This window comes from Pseudomonas wayambapalatensis, assembly GCF_049942315.1.
In the GTDB taxonomy this organism is placed as follows: Bacteria; Pseudomonadota; Gammaproteobacteria; order Pseudomonadales; family Pseudomonadaceae; genus Aquipseudomonas; species Aquipseudomonas wayambapalatensis.
In genome coordinates this window covers 22,435-42,306 of record NZ_JBNFMU010000235.1, presented here as the reverse complement: position 1 = coordinate 42,306, position 19,872 = coordinate 22,435, and the positions used below count along the sequence as shown (strand labels likewise).

General features: G+C 64.3%; 17 protein-coding genes, 1 tRNA gene and 1 pseudogene. 3 read left to right on the top strand and 16 right to left on the bottom strand.

Annotated elements, in window-relative coordinates:
• The first annotated feature begins 57 nt into the window (after positions 1 to 57).
• Both ACPZMI_RS24365 and ACPZMI_RS24360 read left to right on the top strand, forming a co-directional pair.
• Positions 58 to 1,500, top strand: a complete 1,443-nt coding sequence (locus ACPZMI_RS24365) for an alanine/glycine:cation symporter family protein (protein WP_186670288.1) — start codon at positions 58 to 60, stop codon at positions 1,498 to 1,500.
• A gap of 72 nt (positions 1,501 to 1,572) precedes the next feature.
• On the top strand, positions 1,573 to 2,562 hold the full coding sequence (locus tag ACPZMI_RS24360) for an asparaginase (RefSeq protein WP_426353215.1): 990 nt from the start codon (positions 1,573 to 1,575) through the stop codon (positions 2,560 to 2,562).
• Positions 2,563 to 2,681: 119 nt separating this feature from the next.
• Here the strand turns inward: ACPZMI_RS24360 and ACPZMI_RS24355 are convergent.
• The 7 genes from ACPZMI_RS24355 to fdnG form a co-directional block, all read right to left on the bottom strand.
• Positions 2,682 to 2,777: transfer RNA gene (locus ACPZMI_RS24355), tRNA-Sec, on the bottom strand.
• 6 nt (positions 2,778 to 2,783) lie between these two features.
• Positions 2,784 to 4,706: a selenocysteine-specific translation elongation factor gene (gene selB, locus ACPZMI_RS24350; RefSeq protein WP_426353226.1), complete on the bottom strand. Its 1,923-nt coding sequence runs from the start codon at positions 4,704 to 4,706 to the stop codon at positions 2,784 to 2,786.
• Complete coding sequence (selA, locus tag ACPZMI_RS24345) at positions 4,703 to 6,130, bottom strand: L-seryl-tRNA(Sec) selenium transferase (protein ID WP_426353214.1); 1,428 nt, start codon at positions 6,128 to 6,130, stop codon at positions 4,703 to 4,705. Before selA ends, selB begins: the two co-directional genes overlap by 4 nt.
• A gap of 168 nt (positions 6,131 to 6,298) precedes the next feature.
• Positions 6,299 to 7,225 (bottom strand): formate dehydrogenase accessory protein FdhE, encoded by a 927-nt coding sequence (fdhE, locus tag ACPZMI_RS24340; RefSeq protein WP_186720287.1) that lies wholly within the window; start codon positions 7,223 to 7,225, stop codon positions 6,299 to 6,301.
• Positions 7,226 to 7,229: 4 nt separating this feature from the next.
• Positions 7,230 to 7,886, bottom strand: coding sequence for a formate dehydrogenase subunit gamma (locus tag ACPZMI_RS24335; protein ID WP_186670281.1), 657 nt, complete (start codon positions 7,884 to 7,886; stop codon positions 7,230 to 7,232).
• Positions 7,883 to 8,833, bottom strand: a complete 951-nt coding sequence (fdxH, locus tag ACPZMI_RS24330; protein ID WP_054893573.1) for a formate dehydrogenase subunit beta — start codon at positions 8,831 to 8,833, stop codon at positions 7,883 to 7,885. The genes ACPZMI_RS24335 and fdxH overlap by 4 nt, the downstream gene beginning before the upstream one ends.
• Positions 8,833 to 11,901 (bottom strand): formate dehydrogenase-N subunit alpha, encoded by a 3,069-nt coding sequence (gene fdnG / locus ACPZMI_RS24325; RefSeq protein ID WP_426353213.1) that lies wholly within the window; start codon positions 11,899 to 11,901, stop codon positions 8,833 to 8,835. The genes fdxH and fdnG overlap by 1 nt, the downstream gene beginning before the upstream one ends.
• Positions 11,902 to 12,211: 310 nt before the next feature.
• Between fdnG and ACPZMI_RS24320 the strand changes: the two genes are divergently transcribed.
• Complete coding sequence (locus ACPZMI_RS24320; protein WP_426353212.1) at positions 12,212 to 12,709, top strand: GlcG/HbpS family heme-binding protein; 498 nt, start codon at positions 12,212 to 12,214, stop codon at positions 12,707 to 12,709.
• Positions 12,710 to 12,777: 68 nt separating this feature from the next.
• On the opposite strand, the gene ACPZMI_RS24315 is transcribed toward ACPZMI_RS24320, so the two are convergent.
• From ACPZMI_RS24315 to ACPZMI_RS24275, 9 genes and pseudogenes are all read right to left on the bottom strand, one after another.
• A complete protein-coding gene (locus ACPZMI_RS24315) occupies positions 12,778 to 13,575 on the bottom strand; it encodes an EndoS/ChiA family endoglycosidase (RefSeq protein WP_426353225.1) in 798 nt (265 codons plus the stop codon).
• A 212-nt stretch (positions 13,576 to 13,787) separates the two neighbouring features.
• Positions 13,788 to 13,937, bottom strand: a pseudogene (locus tag ACPZMI_RS24310) (D-aminoacylase); the annotation flags it as partial.
• Positions 13,938 to 14,192: 255 nt separating this feature from the next.
• On the bottom strand, positions 14,193 to 15,128 hold the full coding sequence (gene kdgK, locus ACPZMI_RS24305; protein WP_186709497.1) for a 2-dehydro-3-deoxygluconokinase: 936 nt from the start codon (positions 15,126 to 15,128) through the stop codon (positions 14,193 to 14,195).
• A gap of 62 nt (positions 15,129 to 15,190) precedes the next feature.
• Positions 15,191 to 16,408 carry an amino acid deaminase gene (locus ACPZMI_RS24300; protein ID WP_426353211.1) on the bottom strand — a complete coding sequence of 406 codons (1,218 nt, stop codon included), beginning with the start codon at positions 16,406 to 16,408 and terminating at the stop codon, positions 15,191 to 15,193.
• 37 nt (positions 16,409 to 16,445) lie between these two features.
• Positions 16,446 to 17,210, bottom strand: coding sequence for an IclR family transcriptional regulator (locus ACPZMI_RS24295; RefSeq protein WP_186709495.1), 765 nt, complete (start codon positions 17,208 to 17,210; stop codon positions 16,446 to 16,448).
• A 104-nt stretch (positions 17,211 to 17,314) separates the two neighbouring features.
• Entirely contained in the window at positions 17,315 to 17,704 is a 390-nt protein-coding gene (locus tag ACPZMI_RS24290) for a RidA family protein (protein ID WP_426353210.1), read from the bottom strand.
• A gap of 29 nt (positions 17,705 to 17,733) precedes the next feature.
• Positions 17,734 to 18,531 (bottom strand): amino acid ABC transporter ATP-binding protein, encoded by a 798-nt coding sequence (locus ACPZMI_RS24285; RefSeq protein WP_186670268.1) that lies wholly within the window; start codon positions 18,529 to 18,531, stop codon positions 17,734 to 17,736.
• On the bottom strand, positions 18,528 to 19,190 hold the full coding sequence (locus ACPZMI_RS24280; RefSeq protein WP_186670266.1) for an amino acid ABC transporter permease: 663 nt from the start codon (positions 19,188 to 19,190) through the stop codon (positions 18,528 to 18,530). Before ACPZMI_RS24280 ends, ACPZMI_RS24285 begins: the two co-directional genes overlap by 4 nt.
• A gap of 10 nt (positions 19,191 to 19,200) precedes the next feature.
• Positions 19,201 to 19,863: an amino acid ABC transporter permease gene (locus ACPZMI_RS24275; protein ID WP_288377824.1), complete on the bottom strand. Its 663-nt coding sequence runs from the start codon at positions 19,861 to 19,863 to the stop codon at positions 19,201 to 19,203.
• Between the last annotated feature and the right edge of the window lie 9 nt (positions 19,864 to 19,872).

Here is a 19,872-nt window from a genome sequence, read left to right as displayed (position 1 = left end):
CGTCCTTGCCGCCGCTGGTCACTCCACACGAAGAATAAGAATCGAGGTCATTTTCCAATGCTCGAAGCACTTAACGATTTCCTTTCAGGAAAACTGCTCATCGTCCTGATCGTCGGGCTCGGTAGCTACTTCACCATTCGTTCCCGGTTCGTCCAGTTCCGCCACTTCGGCCACATGTTCGGCGTGTTCAAGGAGTCCCTGCGCGGCCAGGCTGGCCAACTGAGCTCGTTCCAGGCCCTGATGCTGAGCCTCGCCGGCCGCGTCGGTGCAGGTAACATTGCCGGTGTCGGCATCGCCGTGACCCTGGGCGGCCCAGGCGCGGTGTTCTGGATGTGGGTCACCGCACTGGTGGGCATGTCCAGCAGCTTCTTCGAATGTACCCTGGCCCAGGTGTACAAGCGCGCCGACGGTGACGGTCTGTACCGCGGCGGCCCGGCCTACTACATCCAGCACGGCCTGAAGCTCAAGAGCATGGCGATCGTGTTCTCGATCCTGCTGCTGGTCACCTACGGCTTCGCCTTCATCGGCCTGCAGTCGTACACCGTGACCCATTCGCTGCAGAACGCCTTTGCCTTCGACCCACGCCAAACCGGTATCGTCCTGGCAGTGCTGCTGGCCATCACCTTCATCGGCGGCATCAAGCGCATCGCCGCAGTCTCGGACCTGCTGGTCCCGATCAAGACCCTGGCCTACATCGGCGTGACCCTGTACGTGATCGGCACCCAGATCGAACACGTGCCAGCCATGCTGGAAACCATCTTCAAGAGCGCCTTCGGCCTCGACCCAGCCTTTGGCGGCCTGCTCGGCAGCGCCATCGTCATGGGCGTGAAGCGCGGCGTGTTCGCCAACGAAGCGGGCCTGGGCAGTGCCCCGAACGTCGCTGCAGTGGCTGCGGTGAAGCACCCAGGCGCCCAAGGCGTGGTCCAGGCCTTCAGCGTGTTCCTCGACACCTTCGTGATCTGCACCTGCACCGCGCTGCTGATCCTACTGTCGGGCTTCTACACCCCGGGCTTCGAGGGCGACGGTATCGTCCTGACCCAGAACTCGCTGGCCGCCGTGGTCGGTGACTGGGGCCGCATCTTCGTCAGCGTCGCGCTGTCGCTGTTCGTCTTTACCTGCATCCTCTACAACTACTACCTGGGCGAGAACAGCCTGCAGTTCCTGAGCCGCAACCGTGTCGTGCTGATGGTCTTCCGTGGCCTGGTGCTGGCGCTGGTGGTCTGGGGTTCGATGCAGGACCTGTCGACCGTGTTCGCCTTCGCCGACATCACCATGACCTGCCTGGCCTTCGTCAACCTGGTCGCCCTGGCCCTGCTGTTCAAGGTCGGCCTGCGCGTGATGCGCGACTACGATGTACAGCGCAAGGCTGGCATCAAGCAGCCAGTGTTCGACTCCAGCAAATTTGCCGACCTGGACCTGGACCGCGCCGCCTGGCCAGCCAATCCTCAGGCTGAAACAGCCACTGACAAAGCGGCTGGCGAACTTCAGCACCAGCGCTGATACCCTGCCCTGTCCGGCCGCCCCGCTCGTGGGCGGCCGGCTTTCCTTCGCTCCTCGCTTCGGAATCCTTCCATGGGTGCAGTCAAGAATCTCCTCGTTCTCTACACAGGTGGCACCATCGGCATGCTGCAGACCCCCGCGGGACTGGCGCCGGCGGGTGGCTTCGATGCACGCATGCGTGACCACCTGGCACAGCGCAAGAACGCGCCGACACTGCAATGGACCTTGCGCGAGCTCAACCCGCTGATCGACAGCGCCAACATGCAGCAGGCCAACTGGCTGGCGATGCGTGATGCCATCGTCGAGGCGGTCGAGCATGACGGCCATGACGGCGTGCTGGTGCTGCATGGCACCGACACCCTGGCCTACAGCGCCGCGACCTTGTCGTTCCTGCTGCTCGGCCTGCAGGTGCCGGTCCTGCTCACCGGCTCCATGCTGCCGGCCGGTGCGCCGGACAGCGACGCCTGGGACAACCTGGTCGGTGCTTTGCGTCACTTCGAGCAGGGCCTGGGCAACGGCGTGCAGTTGTATTTCCACGGCCACCTGCTCCACGGCTGCCGCGCCTCGAAACTGCGCAGCGAAGCCTTCGATGCGTTCACCGTGATGGAGCGCCATCGCGAAGGCGAGCGCGCAGCACAGATCCCGGCCAGCCTGGACTACCGCCAGGTGCGCCAACCGGTGAAGCTGGCGGTGCTGCCGGTGTTCCCGGGGCTGTGTGCAGATTACCTGCGCGGGTTATGCGAGGCCGGTGTGCAGGGCTTGCTGCTGGAGTGCTATGGCAGCGGCACCGGGCCCTCCGATGACCAGGCACTGCTCGATGCGCTGCATGACGCGCGTCGGCGTGGGGTGATGATCGTCGCGATCAGCCAGTGTCCCGAAGGAGCAGTGGTGTTCGATACTTACGCCGCTGGCAGCAAGTTGCGCGATACCGGGCTGGTCAGTGGTGGCGGGATGACTCGCGAAGCGGCGCTGGGCAAGATGTTCGCGCTGTTGGGGGCTGGGTTGGATGTGGAGGCCGCAGAGCGGTGGTTTGCATTGGACCTGTGTGGGGAGCGGGCTTAGGTTTCAGCCTGTCATGGCCTCTTCGCGGGCAAGCCCGCTCCCACAGGGTTTTCCACAGTTCTTGAGAATTGTGCTGTACCTGTGGGAGCGGGCTTGCCCGCGAATGGGCCTGGCGAAAATGGCGGAAGGCAGCGGGAGTCGAACCTGCCCGGGAACGGCTGCCGTCCCCAACCGGGTTTGAAGCCCGGCCGCGCCACCGGGCGCGATTGCCTTCCTTGAACTCAGGGCCTGGCCTGCTGCCGGGCCAGCGCGCTGTCGGCGCGGATGTGACGTTGCTCGGCAACCCTGCGGGTCAGGCCGAGCCGGTCGAAGTACTCGAGAATCTGCACACTGCGCTTACGACCGATGCCCAACATATCGCGAAACGCCGCCACCTGCACTACCGGCGTGTCCTGTGTCTGCCGCAACAGCATCTCGGCCATGCGCAGGATCGTCTCCTGCGGGTAGAACAGGTCGCGCACCACCTGGTGCAGCAATCCCAGCCGCGCCAACTTGCGCATCAGCAGGCGCACTTGGGCTTCCTCCACCTGCTCGGCTGCAGCCAAGGTCCTGACCCAGGGCGGATCGAACGCGCCTTCCAGCAAACGCGGTTGCAGACGCTCCCAAAGCGCAGTATCGGCGTCGCTCAACTGCACCTTGTGATCCGGCAGGTGCAACCACGGGCCGCTGCTGGCGACTGCGCCCTCACCGAGCAACTCGTCCAGCAGGCTGACAAAAGCGGCACGCTCCAGCGGCAAGGCACAGAAGCGGCGCAGGCGGTCGCGGTCGGGGCCAAGCTGGTCGGGCTCCTGCTCGTGGAACCGCGCCAGTTGCACGAGCACTTCACGCCTGAGCGCCTGCCATTGCTGACGATCGAACAGCAACGGCCCCTGGCGGGTGGCAATCACCTGGACGTCATCGGGCAACCGCCAACTGTCACGCAGACGGTTGAACTGGCGCTCCAATCGCTGCGGGTCGAGCCCGGCGGGCGCTGCCGCCAACAGGGCCGGCAGGGCCTGTTCCAGGTCGCGGGCATCGCGCAGCACCTGCAGTTGGCGCAAGCGCGACTCGCTGCGGCGCTGTCTGCTGGGGGCGAAAGGATCAAGCACTTGGCCACCGCCGAGGGTGCGCTGGGCGCGTTGGTCGCGCAGCACCAGGCGGTCGCCATGCACAGCCTGCAACGGTGCGTTGAGCAGCAACTGAGCGAACATGCGTTGGCCTGCCGTCAGAGCCTCGCCCTCCAGCAGCGCCACCCGCGCCGTCACGTCCTGGGTGCCGAGGTGCACATGCACCGCGCTGAAATGCTCGAAGGTGCGCGTCTCGCCCGGCAACAATGACAACTCGATATCGATACGCGAACTGGGCGCATGCAGCCACTCGGGCACCAGCCAGTCGCCACGGTGCACCTGCTCCACGGTCAGGCGCTCGGCACTGATGTTCAGCGCCACCCGCTGCCCGGCCTCGGCCACCAGCGCAGCCTGATTCTGCGCATGCAGGCCACGTACCCGTACTGGCTTGCCCGCCTTGCCCAGCAACAGCGTGTCACCCGCACGCACCTGGCCGGCCAGTGCCGTGCCGGTGACCACCACCCCCGCGCCCGAAACCGCGAAAGCGCGGTCGATCGACAGGCGAAAACCGCCCTGCGTAGCACGCCGCTGCACCTGCGCGCGGGCCTCGACCAAGGCCTGGCGCAGCGCCTCGACGCCTTCCCCGGTCACGCTGGACAGCGCAAACTGCCGAGCGCCCGCATAGGGCCCGGGCGCCAGCAGCGCATCGACCTCCCGCTGGACCTCAAGACGCCGCGACGCCTCGACCCGGTCGCATTTGCTGATCGCCACCAGCGCCTGGGGAATGCCCAGCAGCTCGATGATCGCCAGGTGCTCGCGGGTCTGCGGCATGACGCCGTCGTCAGCGGCCACCACCAGCAGCACCAGGTCGATACCCTGGGCGCCAGCGAGCATGTTGTGGATAAAACGCTCGTGACCGGGCACGTCGATGAAGCCGGTCAACGGCTCGCCTTCGGCCAGCGCCGCATAGCGATAGCCGAGGTCGATGGTCATGCCCCGGGCGCGCTCTTCCTGGCGCTGGTCGCCGGCCTGGCCGGTCAGGGCCTGGAGCAGCGCGGTCTTGCCGTGATCGATATGCCCGGCGGTGCCGACGATCACTGCACCGGCCCCAGTTGCAGCGCCGGCAACTGCGCCAGCCACTGGGTTTCGTCATCCAGCTGACGCAGGTCGAGCCACAAGGCATCGTCATCGATGCGCCCAAGCACCGGCACCGGCAATTCGCGCAGGGCGCGCTCCAGCACCCTCAGGCTGCGCCCACGCAGCTTCTTCGAGACCTGTGGCCGCAAGCACAGCGCCGCGCTGGGCAGCCGTGCCACCGGCTGGCTGCCGCTGCCGATCATGCCCAATGCGGGCTCGACCGTGACCGTCCACTGCCCGCCCAGTCGCGCAGCCAGTTCGGGCGCCAGGCGCTGCGCCTGGGCGACGATCTCGTCCTGGGGCCGGGTCAGCAGGCGCAGGCTGGGCAAGCGTTCGGCCAGGCGATCGGGGTCGCGGTACAGCGCCAGCACCGCCTCGAGCGCCGCCAGGGTGATCTTGTCCACACGCAGCGCGCGCTTGAGCGGGTTCTTCTTGATCCTGGCGATCAGCTCTTTGCGCCCGACGATGATGCCCGCCTGCGGACCACCCAGCAGCTTGTCGCCACTGAAGGTGACGATATCGGCGCCGTCGGCCAGCGCCTGGCGCACCGTCGGCTCGGCGGGCAGTCCCCAGCGGGTGAGGTCGAGCAGGCTGCCGCTGCCCAGGTCTTCGAGCAGCGGCAGCTCATGCTGGTGAGCGATGCGCGCAAGCTCCGCGGTCGGCACCTGAGTGGTGAAGCCCTGGATGCTGTAGTTGCTGCAATGCACACGCATCAACAGGCCGGTGCGCGGATTGATCGCCGCCTCGTAGTCGCGGGCATGGGTGCGGTTGGTGGTGCCGATCTCGTGCAGGCGCACGCCAGCACGGGCCATGATGTCGGGGATGCGGAAGGCGCCGCCGATCTCGATCAACTCGCCACGGGAGATGATCCCTTCCTTGCGCGCGCCCAGGCTGTTGAGCGCCAGCAGCACGGCAGCGGCGTTGTTATTGACCACGGTGACCGCCTCGGCGCCGGTCAGCTCGCGGATCAGGCCCTCGATCAGGTCATCGCGGTCGCCACGCTTGCCGGTGGCCAGGTCGAATTCGAGGTTGAGCGGATAACGGGCGGCGGTCTGCATCGCCTGTACGGCTTCTTCCGGCAACAGGGCGCGACCGAGGTTGGTGTGCAGCACCGTACCGGTGAGGTTGTAGACCCTTCGCACCTGGCTGCGCTGCTGAATCGCCAGGCGCTCGCCGGAGCGGCCAAGCAGGACTTCGGCAGCCAGTTCGACGGCGCTCAACTGGCCAAGGCGAGCGGGTTCGCGCAGGTCGTCGAGCAGTTGACGCAGGCTGGCCAGGGTGGCGTCGCGGCCATGGCGATCGAGCAAGGGCTGGCAGGCGGGATGGCGTAGCAGGGTGTCTATGGAGGGCAGGCGTGGCGCTTGATTGGCGAGGCTTGACGACATGCGGTACTACCTTGGTTGATCCGGTGTCTGTAATGGCCCTTTCGCGGGCAAGCCCGCTCCTACAGGTTGCCCGTCGTCCGCAAAGGTGGCGGGGTCATTGCAGGAGCGGCGGTTCGCCGCTGCGACTTTCCCCGCGATAGGGGCGACTCGGTGTAGCAGTGTAGACCCTCATCCTCCTCCAGGCGCCAACATCAGGTTCGGCGCCAGCCGATGAAAGCCCTCCTCGTCCAGGCGGATATCCAGCGCCAGGCTGGCCAGGTCATCGGCCAGTGCTTCGCCCATCGCGTCATTTTCCAGGTAGCAGTGCTTGAGGTAGGTGTTGCATCCTGGGCAGCACTCCGCCCGCAGCGGCGCCTTGCCCGGTGCATGGCGGTCATCTTCCAGGCTGGAGTAGCGCAAGTCCTTGCTCGACTCGCAATACACGCACTTGACCCGCACCACATGCCACTCGCAGGCGCACAGCGAACAGGCCAGGTAACGCAGCCCGTTGTGCTTGCCCCGGTTGCGTACCAGGCCCGCCATCGCCGGCGCGCCGCAGCAGGGGCACTGCGCGAGGCTGCCGCCGGGCTTGAGTTCATCGCTGGGCAAGGCCCGGCGCCAACTGGCCCAGGCAGCCTGCAGTGCGGCGCCGATGAAAGGCACCAGTGCGGCGGGCACGGCATCGTACTGCCCGCTCAGCAAAGCGATGCCCCAGCCTTTGCGCTGGGCCTCGTCGCTGTTGCGCAGGGCCTCCAACGCATCAGCCAAGGCGCCTTGCCCCGGTGCCTCGAAGCGATCGAGCAACGCCTGCAACCAGACCAGCCACGGCCCTTCTCGCACCAGGCTGTCGGCGGCCAGCGGCGGCAGGCCGTGGCTGATGCACAGTCGCTGACGCGCCTCGGCCACCGGCACCCCGCCCGGTGGGTTGTCGAGCAGGTGCTGCTGCACCCGGCACAGGCGCGCGACCCACCTCAGGTAGTCGCCAAGGGCATGGCCCTGGGCAAGCTGCTCCAGTCGCGCCGCGCGCAGTTCGAACAGGTTGTCGGCGGGCTGGTGAAGAAATGGCGGCATTACCGCCGATGCTTCGATCTGCCCGGGTTCGAGAATCGTGCTCAAGCGCTCATCCTTCTTTCCGTCCGGGGTTGTGTGGCGTCTTGTCGCCGGTCACTTCCCGGTACCACAGCTCATGATGTTTGCGTGCCCAGGCACGGCTGACCCAGCCATGCAGCATGGCGCCGACCGAGCCCTTGATCCAGATCCCGGCATAGATGTGCACGATGATGCTCAGCACCAGCACGAACGCCGCCAGGGCATGGAGCAAGGTGGCCAGGCGGATCGCGCCGATGTCGAAGTACTGGCTGAACCAGGCGCGCCAGATCACCACGCCACTGACCAGCAGGATCAGCATGCACACGAGCAAGGTCCAGAACAGCAGCTTCTGCCCGGCGTTGTACTTGCCGATCGGCGGCACGCCCTCTTCCTCGTTGCGCATCACCCGATCTACACGGCGCAGCCACAGGCGGTCGTTGGCGGTGATGAAGTTGGCCCGCCAGAAGCGGATCACCAGCCCCAGGAAGAACACGAACATCGCCACCCCGAGGAAGGGGTGCAGGATGCGCGTCCAGGGGCCGCCACCGAACAGGTTGCTGAGCCAGAACAGTGCCGGATGGAACAGCGCCAGGCCCGACAGCCCGGCCATGAAGAACAGGATCGCGACGATCCAGTGGTTGGTCCGCTCGTTGGCGTTGTAGCGCAGGATAGGCTTGTTGTCGTTCATGGCCGCTGCTCCCCTTGCCCGCCGGGCTTGCCCGGGTCATAGACGTGCACTGCCGGATCCACCTGGTGCACGCTGGTATCGGTCGGAGCGGGATGCTCGTCCTCCTCGACCCGCTGCGGCCCGACCCGCACATAGTGGAAGAACCCGGCCAGGACCGCCGCGCCCATGGCCAGCAGCGCCAGCGGTTTGCTGATGCCTTTCCACAACCCTACCAGTGGGCTGATCACCGGCTGGTCCGGCAGGCCTGCATACAGCCTGGGTGTATCGGCGTGGTGCAGCACGTACATCACGTGGGTGCCACCGACACCGTCCGGGTCGTACAGGCCGGCGTTCTCGTAGCCGCGCGACTTGAGGTCGACGATGCGCTCGTCGGCATGCACCTTCATCTCGTCCTTGCTGCCGAAGACGATCGCCCCGGTCGGGCAGGTCTTCACGCAGGCCGGCTCCAGGCCCACGGCCACGCGGTCGGAACACAGGCTGCACTTGTAGGCCTTGTGGTCCTTCTGCGAGATCCGCGGGATGTTGAACGGGCAGCCGGTGATGCAGTAGCCGCAACCGATGCAGTGGTCCTGGTTGAAGTCGACGATGCCGTTGGCGTGCTTGATGATCGCGCCGGGGCTCGGGCAGGCCTTGAGGCAGCCAGGGTCGGCGCAATGCATGCAGCCATCCTTGCGGATCAGCCACTCCAGGTTCCCGTCGTCGCGCTCGTGCTCGGTGAAGCGCATCAGGGTCCAGGTGTCGGCGGTGAGGTCCTGCGGGTTGTCGTAGGTGCCATGGTTGTGGCCGACCTCGTCACGCAGCTCGTTCCACTCCGAGCACGCCACCTGGCAGGCCTTGCAGCCGATGCACTTGGTGGTGTCGATCAGCTTGGCGACCTGCTCCTGCTGGCGTACCGAAGGCGGTACGGTCGTGGTGGCCGAGCGGGCGATGATATCTTGCTGGGCCATCAGATCTTCTCCACGTTGACGAGGAACGACTTGGACTCCGGCGTCTGGGTGTTGCCATCACCGAGGAACGGCACCAGGGTGTTGGTCAGGTAGCCATGCCGGGTCGAACCGGTGAAACCCCAGTGCAGCGGGATGCCGATCTGGTGCACGGTCTGGTTGTTGACCTGCAGCGGACGGATCCGCTTGGTCACCACCGCCACCGCCTCGATATGCCCGCGCTTGCTCGACACCCGTACCCGATCCCCCGCCTTGATGCCCTTCTCGCCGGCCAGCACTTCGCCGATCTCGACGAACTGCTCGGGTTGAATGATCGCGTTCAGGCGGCAGTGCTTGCTCCAGAAGTGGAAGTGCTCGGTCAGCCGGTAGGTGGTCGCTGCGTAGGGGAACTCCTCGTGCTTGCCGAGGGTGTCCCACACCGAATCGAAGATCCGGCCTGCCGGGTTGCTGGTGGCCTTCTTGTTGTTAGGGTGCAGCGGGTTGATCCCGATCGGCGTCTCGAACGGCTCGTAGTGCTCTGGGAACGGCCCTTCGGCCATCTTGTCGATGGCGAAGAAGCGCGCCACGCCCTCGGGGTTCATGATGAACGGGTTCATCCCCGCTTCAGGCGGTGAATCGACCTTGAAGTCCGGCACGTCGGTGCCGCCCCAGGCCTTGCCGTTCCACCACACCAGGCGCTTCTTGTGCGGATCCCAGGGCTTGCCCTGCGGGTCGCTGGAGGCGCGGTTGTAGAGGATGCGGCGGTTGGCCGGCCAGGCCCAGGCCCAGTTCTGCACCTGATGCATGCCGTAGGGGTCGCTGTTGTCGCGCCGGGCCATCTGGTTGCCCTGCTCGGTCCAGCAACCGGCGAAGATCCAGCAGCCGGATGCTGTGCTGCCGTCATCTTTCAACTGACCGAAGCCCGACAACTGCTGGCCGCCCTTGATGGCCAGCCCACTGGCGTCGGTCATGTCGCTCACCGCCCAGCCGTTCATCTCCTTGGCGAGCTCTTCGGGGGAAGGCTCGTCGGGGATCTTGTACGGCCAGCTGATGTTGAGCATCGGGTCGGGGTAAGCGCCGCCTTCCGACTTGTAGCGCTCACGCAGACGCAGGAACAGCTCGCTCATGATCTGTACGTCGGTGCGCGTCTCGCCGGGGCCGTCAGCGCCCTTCCAGTGCCACTGCAGCCAGCGGCTGCTGTTGACCAGCGAGCCGTCCTCCTCGGCAAAGCAGGTGGTGGGCAGGCGAATCACCTCGGTCTGGATATTGGCCGTGTCGACATCGTTGTAAGGCCCGGCGTTGCGCCAGAACTCCGATGTCTCGGTGGCCAGCGGGTCCATGACCACCAGCCACTTGAGCTTGCCCAGCGCCGCGGTGACGCGGTTCTTGTCCGGCAGCGCGGCGATCGGGTTGAAACCCTGGCACATGTAGCCATTGACCTTGCCCTGGCTCATCATCTCGAACATGCGCAGCACGTCGTAGGCCGCCACATCGAGCTTGGGCAGCCAGTCGTAGCCCCAGTTGTTCTCGGCGGTGGCGTTGGCGCCATACCAGGCCTTCATCAGGCTGACATGGAACTTGCCATAGTTCTGCCAATACGAGAGCTGGCCCGGACGCAGCGGCTTGGAGGCGCGCTTGTCGATGAACGCGGCGTAGTCCTGCTCGGCGTCGCCGGCCAGCGTCAGGTAGCCTGGCAGCGAGTTCGACAGCAGCCCCAGGTCGGTCAGGCCCTGGATGTTGGAATGCCCGCGCAGGGCGTTGACCCCACCGCCGGGCATGCCGACGTTGCCCAGCAGCAGCTGGACCATCGCCGCACTGCGGATGATCTGCGCACCGATCGAATGCTGGGTCCAGCCCAGGGCGTAGAGGATCGTCATGGTCTTGCCCGGCACGGCGCAGGTGGCGATCTCTTTCCAGACCTTCATCATCTGGTCCTGGGGCATGCCGCAGGTCATGCTGGCGATTTCCGGCGTGTAGCGGCTGTAGTGCTGCTTCATCAACTGGAACACGCAGCGCGGGTGCTGCAGCGTCGGGTCGACCTTGGCGAAACCGTCCTCGCCCAGCTCGTAGCCCCAGCCGGACTTGTCGGCATAGATCCGCTTGGCCGCGTCATAGCCACTGAACAGGCCGTCTTCGAAGCCATAGTTCTCTTTGACGATGAACGACACGTCGGTGTAGTTGCGCACGTATTCGTGCTGGATCTGGTCGGTCGTCAGCAGGTAGTTGATCAGGCCGCCCATGAAGGCGATGTCGCTGCCGGTGCGAATCGGCGCGTAGTAGTCCGCCACCGAAGCGGTCCGGGTGAAACGCGGATCGACCACGATCAGGCGCGCCTTGTTGTGCGCCTTGGCCTCGGTCACCCATTTGAACCCGCAGGGGTGAGCCTCGGCTGCGTTGCCGCCCATGACCAGCACCAGGTTTGCGTTGGCGATGTCAGACCAGTGATTGGTCATCGCGCCACGGCCGTACGTCGGGGCAAGACTTGCCACCGTCGGGCCGTGTCAGACACGCGCCTGGTTGTCGAACCCCAGCATGCCGAGTGAACGGATGACTTTATGAGTCAGGTAGCCTGCTTCGCTGGACGCTGCCGACGCCGCGAGGAAGCCCGTGGTCAGCCAGCGGTTGACCGTCTGGCCCTGGGCGTTCTTCTCGATGAAGTTGGCATCGCGGTCCTGCTTCATCAGCGTGGCGACGCGGTCGAGCGCCTCGTCCCAGCTGACCCGCACCCACTCCTGGCTGCCCGGCTTGCGCATCTCGGGGTATTGCAGGCGGCTGGGGCTGTGGATGAAGTCGAGCAGCCCGGCGCCTTTGGGGCACAGGGTGCCGCGGTTGACCGGATGATCAGCGTCGCCTTCGATGTGGATGATGTTCTGTTTGACGTTCTTGCCCGCATCGCCCTGGCTGTACAGGATCAGACCGCAGCCGACCGAGCAGTAGGGACAGGTGTTGCGGGTTTCCTTGGTGTGCGCCAGCTTGAAGTGGCGCACCTGCTCGGCGAACGCGGCTGTCGGGGCCATGCCCAACGCCGCGAGACTCGAGCCTCCAAGGCCGACGGCGGCGACCTTGAAGAACTGCCGACGGTTCAGGTCCATCGTGCACTCCTGATCAGGTTTGGACGCACGGGACGTTGCCGGCGTCTCTCGGATATCACGGGCGGCGGTTTGTTGGCCGCCAACATGTAAGACTAGCCAAGAAACGAAAAGGTGCGATGACACATGTCAAACTTGCCCCAGGTTTTGGCCGCTGGCGCTACGAGCGGCACTCCGCACGCTCGCGCTTTGCGGTCACGGCAAGGTCCCCTCGTAGCCCCGCTGTCCGTCCAGCGCTTTCGGAAATGGGCTACACCAAAGCCACTGAAAAGCCGCTAACTTGCCGGGTTTTCCGAAAAACGGATCACTCGCAATGGGTATCAAAAATCTGCTTCTCGCCATGCTCATCGCCAGCTCAGGCGCTGCTCTCCCAAGCTTCGCGGCGGCCTCGGAGGCGACACCTGGCCAAGACGCGCCCCTGCCTCTCACTTCACAACAGGCACGAGAAATAACGGCGGCCGCTGAACGTGCAGCCATCGCCCGAGGCTACGCGATCGTGATCAGCATCATCGACAACCACGGTAACCTGAAGCACTTCCACCGCATGGACGGCACCAGCAGCGGCAGCATCCAGGTGGCACAACTCAAAGCGGCGACATCTGCCCGCTTTCCCTTGTCGACACGCTCGCTGAGCGAGCGCAGCAGCGCACACCCGGCCAACCCCTATGCATCCTTGCCGGGCTTCACCTTGCTGGAGGGCGGGCTGCCGATCCTGGACAGGAACGGCAAGCATATCGGCGGTATCGGCATCAGCGGTGCAACCCCAGAACTGGATGCGTACTTTGCCCAGGCTGCGCTCGACGGGCTGTAGCGATAAAGCGCCGGTGTAGTGCAGCGCAGGAAGATGCCCGCGCCACCTGCGCGGGCATCGGCGATGCATCAGCGGCTGAGCTGCTTGAGCCGCCGGGTCCAGCTGTAATCGGTAGGTTGCAGGTTATCGTCGCCCTCCGTGACGCCATCACGGTCGACGGCGTAGGAGAAAATCCCTGCCTTGTTACCTTGGGTCGGAACCCACTCCGCGTACTGGCGCGCCCTGCTGCCGTCGAAATCAGCAGCGGTATCGCCCCAGCGGGTTCCACGCTCCTCGTAGAACGAGAAGCCGACCATGAATTTCTCCGGTGCGAGGAAGCCGCAGAACAGTCTGTCGAAGTGTGCTTGCACTCGCTCCGGGCTCTGTCCGTAAGCCTGGAAAAGCAGGTAGTCCAGCGACGGCGCCAAGGCGCTCAGCAGCTCCATGTCACCCAATTCACTGGTGTCGTAGATGAACAGTTTGCCGCTCTGCTTCAAGCGCTCGGCCAGCAGCAGCGAGACGGCCTGCGCCTTGGCACGCTGGGTGGGCGTCAGTTTTTTTTCAAGGTCGATGTCCAGTCCGTCCAGTCCGGGGACGCAGAGGAAACGTTGCTGCAGATGGTTCGCGAGGTCCTGGTAACCTTGCGGCGAATCCGCAAAGTCCGGGTTGATCAGTTCATCGATGAACAACGTGCGCACGACCTTGATCTGCTTGGCGTGCAGGGCGGGAATCAAGTCGCTCTCCAGCTTTTCCCAGAACAGCGGCGACTCTTCGCCATTGGGAAACACGAAGGCGATATCCACCTCCTCGGGTAGATCCGCCATGGAACAGCAGTTGCCCTCCACCCCATTTACAGTGTCGCGCCAGGATCGGAAGTAGCAGCCCATCAAAGGTTGGTGATTTTGCGTCATGACCAGCTCCGTTCAGTACGGGTAAAGAGCCGCCATTCAAACGACCCCGCACGCGCCTGACAAAACTGAAGGGTTTCCACATTCATCCATGCCCCTTTACAGGAGCACCCCGCGACAAAAGATGGATCACGTATGAATGAGTGCCTCCAGGCACCTGGCAACCTCAACGCATTGCGCTGGTCTGCGCGTTACCTGAAGCCCTCGCGCAAATCGCCCTCGCGCGCGAGGAAGCGCCCTTCCCTTCTGCCGTTGGCCTGGCCGTCGCGGTAACTCAACACACCGTTGACCCGCACCCCGTCGATCCCTTCCGCCGCGCGCTGCGGGATCGCCACGTCGGCCGGGTAGCCGGGGGACAGGGTCATGCGGTACTCCTCGAAAGGGTCACGTCGAATGTTTTGTGAAAGTCATAAAACATTTCCGTTAAGCCTTTTCAAATGACGTGAAACTAATTTTCGTCATGAGGTAAGGGTTGTCGCACAGAGACATGGCGGGTCGTTATTTTTGAAATTAGCCCTGGCGGATTTTCATCCTCGACGCGTTGCGCGCGGCCATGGCAGGTTCAAACCGGGCCAGTCATCTGGCCCGGAGGCCATTCAGCCTCGGGGAATCAGCGCCCCCGGTTGTTGAATCACCCGGCTCGCCAGGCGGTGCCCCGCTTCTGCCGCTTGTTCCGGGCTGGCGCCACGCAGCCGACTGGCCAGATACGCCGCGCTGAACGAATCCCCGGCCGCCGTGGTGTCCACGACGCGCTCGACGCGCTGCGCCGGGACCTCGAACGAGGCACCGTCACAGCGAATCAGGCACGGCTCAGCGCCGCGCTTGAGGACCACTTCAGGCGTGCCGATTTGCGCATAGGCCGCGAACACCGCTGCGCAATCGGCAAACCCGAACAGGGCCTGCTCATCGTCCACCGTCAACAGTGCCAAATCGACATAGGGCAGCACCTCGCGGTACGCCGCCTGGGCCTGCTCCACCGTGCTCCACAAGCGCGGCCGGTAGTTGTTGTCGAAGACCACCCGCGCGCCCCGTTGTCGCGCCGCGATCAGCGTTTCAATGAGTTTGGTGCGCCCTGCCTCACCCAGCACCGCCAGGGTGATGCCGCTGAAATACAGCACGTCGTAAGCCACCAGCTCCGCCAGAATCGGGGCCGCCGCTGGCGTGGTGAAGCAATCGCGCACGGCGGCTTCGTTGCGCCAATAGAGAAAACGACGCTCTCCCGATGCATCGGTCTGGATGCAGTACAAACCGGGCAAGCGACCCGGTAAGCGCTGGACCATGCCCAGGCCGATGCCTTCGTCGGACCAGCGCTGGCACATGGCATCGCTGAAACTGTCATCGCCCAGCGCGGTGACGTAATCCACACTGGCGCCATCACCCATTTCACGTGACAGATAGACGGCCGTGTTCAGGGTATCGCCGCCAAAGCCCTGTTGCAGGCTGCCGTCAGCGCGCTGCTGCAACTCGATCATGCACTCGCCGATCAACGCGATACGCGCGATACCGGGGCCGAGCCTGCTGATGCTGTTCATGGTTGTGGATTCTCGATGGTTCTGCTGTTTCACAGGTGACGGAAGGGCTGCGGCCTCAGACCTCAGAAGCAGGTTTCCAGGCTTTCGATGACGTTCAACTGCTCATCCACCAGGCACCCGGTGCGCCACTTGTCGAAGGTCAGGCACGGGTGGGAGGTGCCGAACGAGATGATATCGCCGACCCGCAATTGCACCCCGGGCGCTACCGTCATGAATGCGTGCTGATCCATCACGGCCGTTACCGTGCAGGCACTGACATCGTCGCCAACCGCCGGCACCACACCGGACCGGTAGCGCAGCAATGGCATCGGCAGCCCGGCGTCATACGCCACGTCGCGCTTGCCCAGGGCGATCACCGCGAAGCCCGGCTCCGGCAAGGACTGCACATGGGCCCAGACCTCCAGCGCCGGACGCAGGCCCTCGTGCAGGTCGCTGCGGCGATCGAGCACACAGCATTGCGCTTGCTTGTAGATACCATGGTCATGCGCCACGTAGCTGCCGGGGCGCAGCACACTGAGGAAGCGCCCCGTGGCGTTCTGCGCTTCGAAGGACTCGGCGATCAGGTCATACCAGGCCGACCCCGACGCCGTGATGATCGGCTGGTCAAGGGCGAACGCCGCGCTGTCCTGCAGTTGCACGGCCAACTCCACCAGCGACGCGGCGAACGCACGAATGCCGCTGACCGCGTGGTCGCCGTGAATCACCCCTTCGTAGCCTTCGATGCCGGTCAAGGCCAGTCCCGGCTGCGCCTTGATCGCCTCGGCCAGCGCCAGCACTTCGGCTTCGCTGCGGCAACCGCAACGGCCACCGACCACGCCGTACTCGATCATGACGTTCAAGCGCAGACCGCGTGCAGCGAAGAACGCCCCAAGGTCGGCGACGTTGTCAGGGTGATCGACCATGCAGTGGAAGTCGAATGCAGGGTCGGCCAGCAACTCGGCGATCAGCGCCATATTCGGCGCCCCCACCAATTGGTTGGCCATCAGCACCCGGCGCACGCCATGGGCGTAGGCGGCGCGAGTCTGTACCGCGGTGGCCAGGGTGATGCCCCAGGCACCGGCGTCCAGTTGGCGACGGAACAACGCTGGCGTCATGCTGGTTTTGCCATGCGGCGCCAGCTCTGCGCCGCTGTCGCTGACGAACGACTGCATCCAACGGATATTGTGCTCCAGCGCTTCGCGGTGCAGCACCAGCGCCGGCAGGCTTACGTCGCGCACCAGGCTGGCGCCGGGTTGGCCTGCACCCTTTTCCACGGCGGCGATGTTCAAGGCAGAAGACATGCTCTCACTCCTCACGCGCAGCCGCTAACGGCCACGGTCATTCATTGATGCGACGGGCCAGGCTGTTGGCGCTTTCGATCAACACCCGGCGATAGTCGTTGTAGTTGTTCTTGGCATCGGCCCGCGGGGCGACGATGCACAGGGTCGCGATGGCCACGCCGTCACGGTCTTTGACCGGCGCGGCAAAGCAATGGGTAAAGGTGTCGGCAACACTGTCGAAGGAAAAGAAGCCGTCGATGCCAGCCTGGCGGATCTCCTTGAGGAATTGCTCCAGCGGCAGGCGCTCGCCATCGGGCAGGATGAAGTCGTCGTGGTCGATCAGGTCGACGATCGCCTGGTCGCTCAGGTGCGCCAGCAACAGCCGCCCGGAGGCGGTCCAGGGGATGGGGGCGTCTTCACCGATGTCCGAGGAAATGCGGAAGTGCCGCTCCCCTTCGCGCATCAGCGCAACGGTGTACTTGCGCCCGTTGAGCAGGCACATCTGTGCGGTTTCACGGGTTTGGCTGACGATTTCCTGCAACGCGTGATCGGCCTCGCGCGTCAGGTCGAAATGCCGCAGGTGGGCCTGCCCGAGAAAATACAGCTGACGACCGAGGTAGACATGGCCGTCCTTGCCCACTTGCTCCAGGATCCGGCGCTCGAGCAACGAGGCGACCAGTTCGTAGACCGTGGACTTCGGGCTGCCGATACCATTGGCGATGTCATTCGGCCGCAGGGGCTGGCCGACTTCCTTGAGGTAATCGAGGATATCGAACGCCCGGTCCAAGCCACGAGCCCGGCGTTTGATAGTGTCTTCGGTCATTTCAGTGTTCCCATGCTAGTTCGTAGGCGCTGGCGCAGGCTGCGCGTGCTTGCGATCGGCAAAAGATTGCAGCCTTCGACGGCGCCTACAAGCGCCGCCGCGCGTCAGCCCTTTTTCTTGTAGGCGATGCAATCGATCTCGACCTTGCAGTCGACCATCATGCTTGCCTGCACACAGGCCCGGGCCGGTGCATGCTCGGGCTTGAAGTACTCGGAAAAGACTTTGTTGAAGCTCCAGAAGTCCCGCGGATCTTCCAGCCATACGCCGGCGCGCACCACATCTTCGAGGCCATAGCCGGCTTCTTCGAGGATGGCGATCAAGTTGCGCATGGTCTGGTGGGTCTGCTCGACGATGCCGCCGACGATGATTTCGCCATCCACCGCAGGCACCTGGCCTGACACGTGCAGCCAGCCATCGGCCTCGACCGCGCGGGCGAAAGGACGGGGCTGGCCGCCACCGGCGATGCTACCCGTGCCATAACGAGTAATGCTCATGGGTGTTTCTCCTGGTTGCAAATTGACTGTTAAAAGCGGGTGCTTTTGAGAAATTCCGCCAAGCGCGGAGACTGCGGGCGCTCGAAAAGATCTTTGGGAGGCCCCTGCTCTTCGATACGCCCCTGGTTCATGAAAACGATGGTGTCCGAGACTTCAAAGGCAAAGCGCATCTCGTGGGTCACCAGCAACATGGTCATGCCGTCCTCGGCCAGCCCTTTGATGACGCTCAACACTTCGCCCACCAGCTCCGGGTCGAGGGCCGAGGTGACTTCGTCGAACAGCATCAGGCTCGGCTTCATCGCAATCGCCCGGGCGATCGCCACGCGCTGTTGCTGCCCGCCAGAGAGCTGGCCGGGAAAATGATCGCGGCGCGCCAGCAGGCCTACGCGCTCCAGCCATTTTTCCGCCAGCACCACGGCCTCGTCCTTGTGCAGCTTTTTCACCTTGAGCAGCCCCAGGGTGACGTTCTGCAAAGCGGTCAGGTGCGGAAACAGGTTGAACTGCTGGAACGCCATGCCGGTCATGGCCCGATGCCGGGCGATGACGTTTTCCGAGTGGCGCACGCGCTTGCCGTTGACCTCGTGGTATCCGATGGACTCACCCTCGAGCAGGATCCGCCCGCCCTGGAACTCTTCGAGCATGTTCACGCAGCGCAACAGCGTGGTCTTGCCCGAGCCGCTGGAGCCAATCAGCGTGACCACGTTGCCGCGCTGCATCGTCAGGTCGACGCCCTTGAGCACTTCGAGCTGACCGTACTGTTTGTGCAGGCCGCGAATCTCGAGCAGGGCCTGGCTGGTGTTCTGGGTAGAAGCTGCAACGTGAGTCATGGCAAGGCCACCCGCTTTTCAATATGCCGGCCGAGTAATTCGATGGCGTAGTTGATGATGAAAAAGAGAAAACCGGCGAACAGGTAGAACTCCAGGGTCATGAAGGTCCGGGCGATGATCTGCTGGGTACTCAGCAGCAACTCGGCCACACCGATCACCGAGAGCAAGGTCGAGGCCTTGACTATTTCGGTCGATGAGTTGACCCAGGTCGGCAACATCTGCCGCATGGCCTGAGGCAACAACACGTAGCCCAGCGCCTGATAGAACGTCAGACCGATGGCCTTGCTCGCTTCCATCTGCCCACGTGGCAGCGCTTGCAACGCACCGCGCACGATCTCGGCGACGTGAGAGCCGCAGAACAGCGTCAGCCCCAGCACCCCGGCCTGGAACGCGTTGATCTGCCAACCCAGCGCCGGCGCCATGTAGAAACAGGCCAGCACCAGCACGAACACCGGCGTGCCGCGAATCAGGTCGACGTAGAAACGAAACGGTGCGCGCGCCCAGAACCTGCCGTAGGTCAGCACCAGCCCGGCAACGACACCGATCAGGGTGCCGAGCAAAATCGCCAGGATGGAACACTGCACACTGGTCAGAAAGCCTGACCACAGGGCTTCGCGGGCGCTCCACAATTCATGCAACCAGCTTGGGGACTCGTACATGAGGGCCCTCCTATCGACGAATCGCCAGACGCTGCTCGAGGTAACGCAGCAGCAGGGCGATGAGGTAGCAGGCCGCGACATAGAGCGCTGTGGTCACCAGCCAGGTTTCAATCACCCGGTAGCTCTCGACATTGATCTTGCGCGCGTAATAGGTCAGCTCAGGCACGGCGATCGCCGCCGCCAGCGAGGTGTCCTTGAACAGCGAAATGAAGTTGTTCGACAAGGCAGGCAGCACGTTGCGCAACATCACTGGCACCGTGATGTACGCCTTGATCTGCCACTCGCCGAGGCCAATGGCCAGCCCCGCCTCGCGCAGGCCCTTGGGAATGCTCAGCAGACCGCCACGAAACACTTCGGTCAGGTACGCCCCGGCATACAGCGACAGGGTGATGATGAACGAGGGAATCTTGTCCAGGCGGATCCCCAACCCTGGCAGCGCAAAGTAGATCAACAGGATCAGCACGAGAATCGGCGTGTTGCGGATCACCGTCACGTACACCGATGCCAACACCCGCAATGCGCGGTGCTTCGAGAGCAAGGCAAACGCCATCAACAGGCCGATCACGCAGCCGATGGCGATCGACACCAGCGCCAGCTCGAGCCCCAGACCGAGCCCCGCCAGCAAGGTGTCGAAATCGCGCCACACGGCAGCAAAGTTCAACTGATAGTTCATGGTCAGCAG

Excerpts from the sequence above, each read along its gene's own strand:
- ACPZMI_RS24335 (WP_186670281.1), bottom strand. The coding sequence starts at position 7,886 with ATGAACGACAACAAGCCTATCCTGCGCTACAACGCCAACGAGCGGACC.
- ACPZMI_RS24365 (WP_186670288.1), top strand. The coding sequence starts at position 58 with ATGCTCGAAGCACTTAACGATTTCCTTTCAGGAAAACTGCTCATCGTC.
- ACPZMI_RS24320 (WP_426353212.1), top strand. The coding sequence starts at position 12,212 with ATGGGTATCAAAAATCTGCTTCTCGCCATGCTCATCGCCAGCTCAGGC.
- ACPZMI_RS24300 (WP_426353211.1), bottom strand. The coding sequence starts at position 16,408 with ATGTCTTCTGCCTTGAACATCGCCGCCGTGGAAAAGGGTGCAGGCCAA.
- kdgK (WP_186709497.1), bottom strand. The coding sequence starts at position 15,128 with ATGAACAGCATCAGCAGGCTCGGCCCCGGTATCGCGCGTATCGCGTTG.
- ACPZMI_RS24285 (WP_186670268.1), bottom strand. The coding sequence starts at position 18,531 with ATGACTCACGTTGCAGCTTCTACCCAGAACACCAGCCAGGCCCTGCTC.
- ACPZMI_RS24290 (WP_426353210.1), bottom strand. The coding sequence starts at position 17,704 with ATGAGCATTACTCGTTATGGCACGGGTAGCATCGCCGGTGGCGGCCAG.
- ACPZMI_RS24280 (WP_186670266.1), bottom strand. The coding sequence starts at position 19,190 with ATGTACGAGTCCCCAAGCTGGTTGCATGAATTGTGGAGCGCCCGCGAA.
- selA (WP_426353214.1), bottom strand. The coding sequence starts at position 6,130 with ATGTCGTCAAGCCTCGCCAATCAAGCGCCACGCCTGCCCTCCATAGAC.
- fdxH (WP_054893573.1), bottom strand. The coding sequence starts at position 8,833 with ATGGCCCAGCAAGATATCATCGCCCGCTCGGCCACCACGACCGTACCG.
- ACPZMI_RS24295 (WP_186709495.1), bottom strand. The coding sequence starts at position 17,210 with ATGACCGAAGACACTATCAAACGCCGGGCTCGTGGCTTGGACCGGGCG.
- ACPZMI_RS24275 (WP_288377824.1), bottom strand. The coding sequence starts at position 19,863 with ATGAACTATCAGTTGAACTTTGCTGCCGTGTGGCGCGATTTCGACACC.
- ACPZMI_RS24315 (WP_426353225.1), bottom strand. The coding sequence starts at position 13,575 with ATGGGCTGCTACTTCCGATCCTGGCGCGACACTGTAAATGGGGTGGAG.
- ACPZMI_RS24360 (WP_426353215.1), top strand. The coding sequence starts at position 1,573 with ATGGGTGCAGTCAAGAATCTCCTCGTTCTCTACACAGGTGGCACCATC.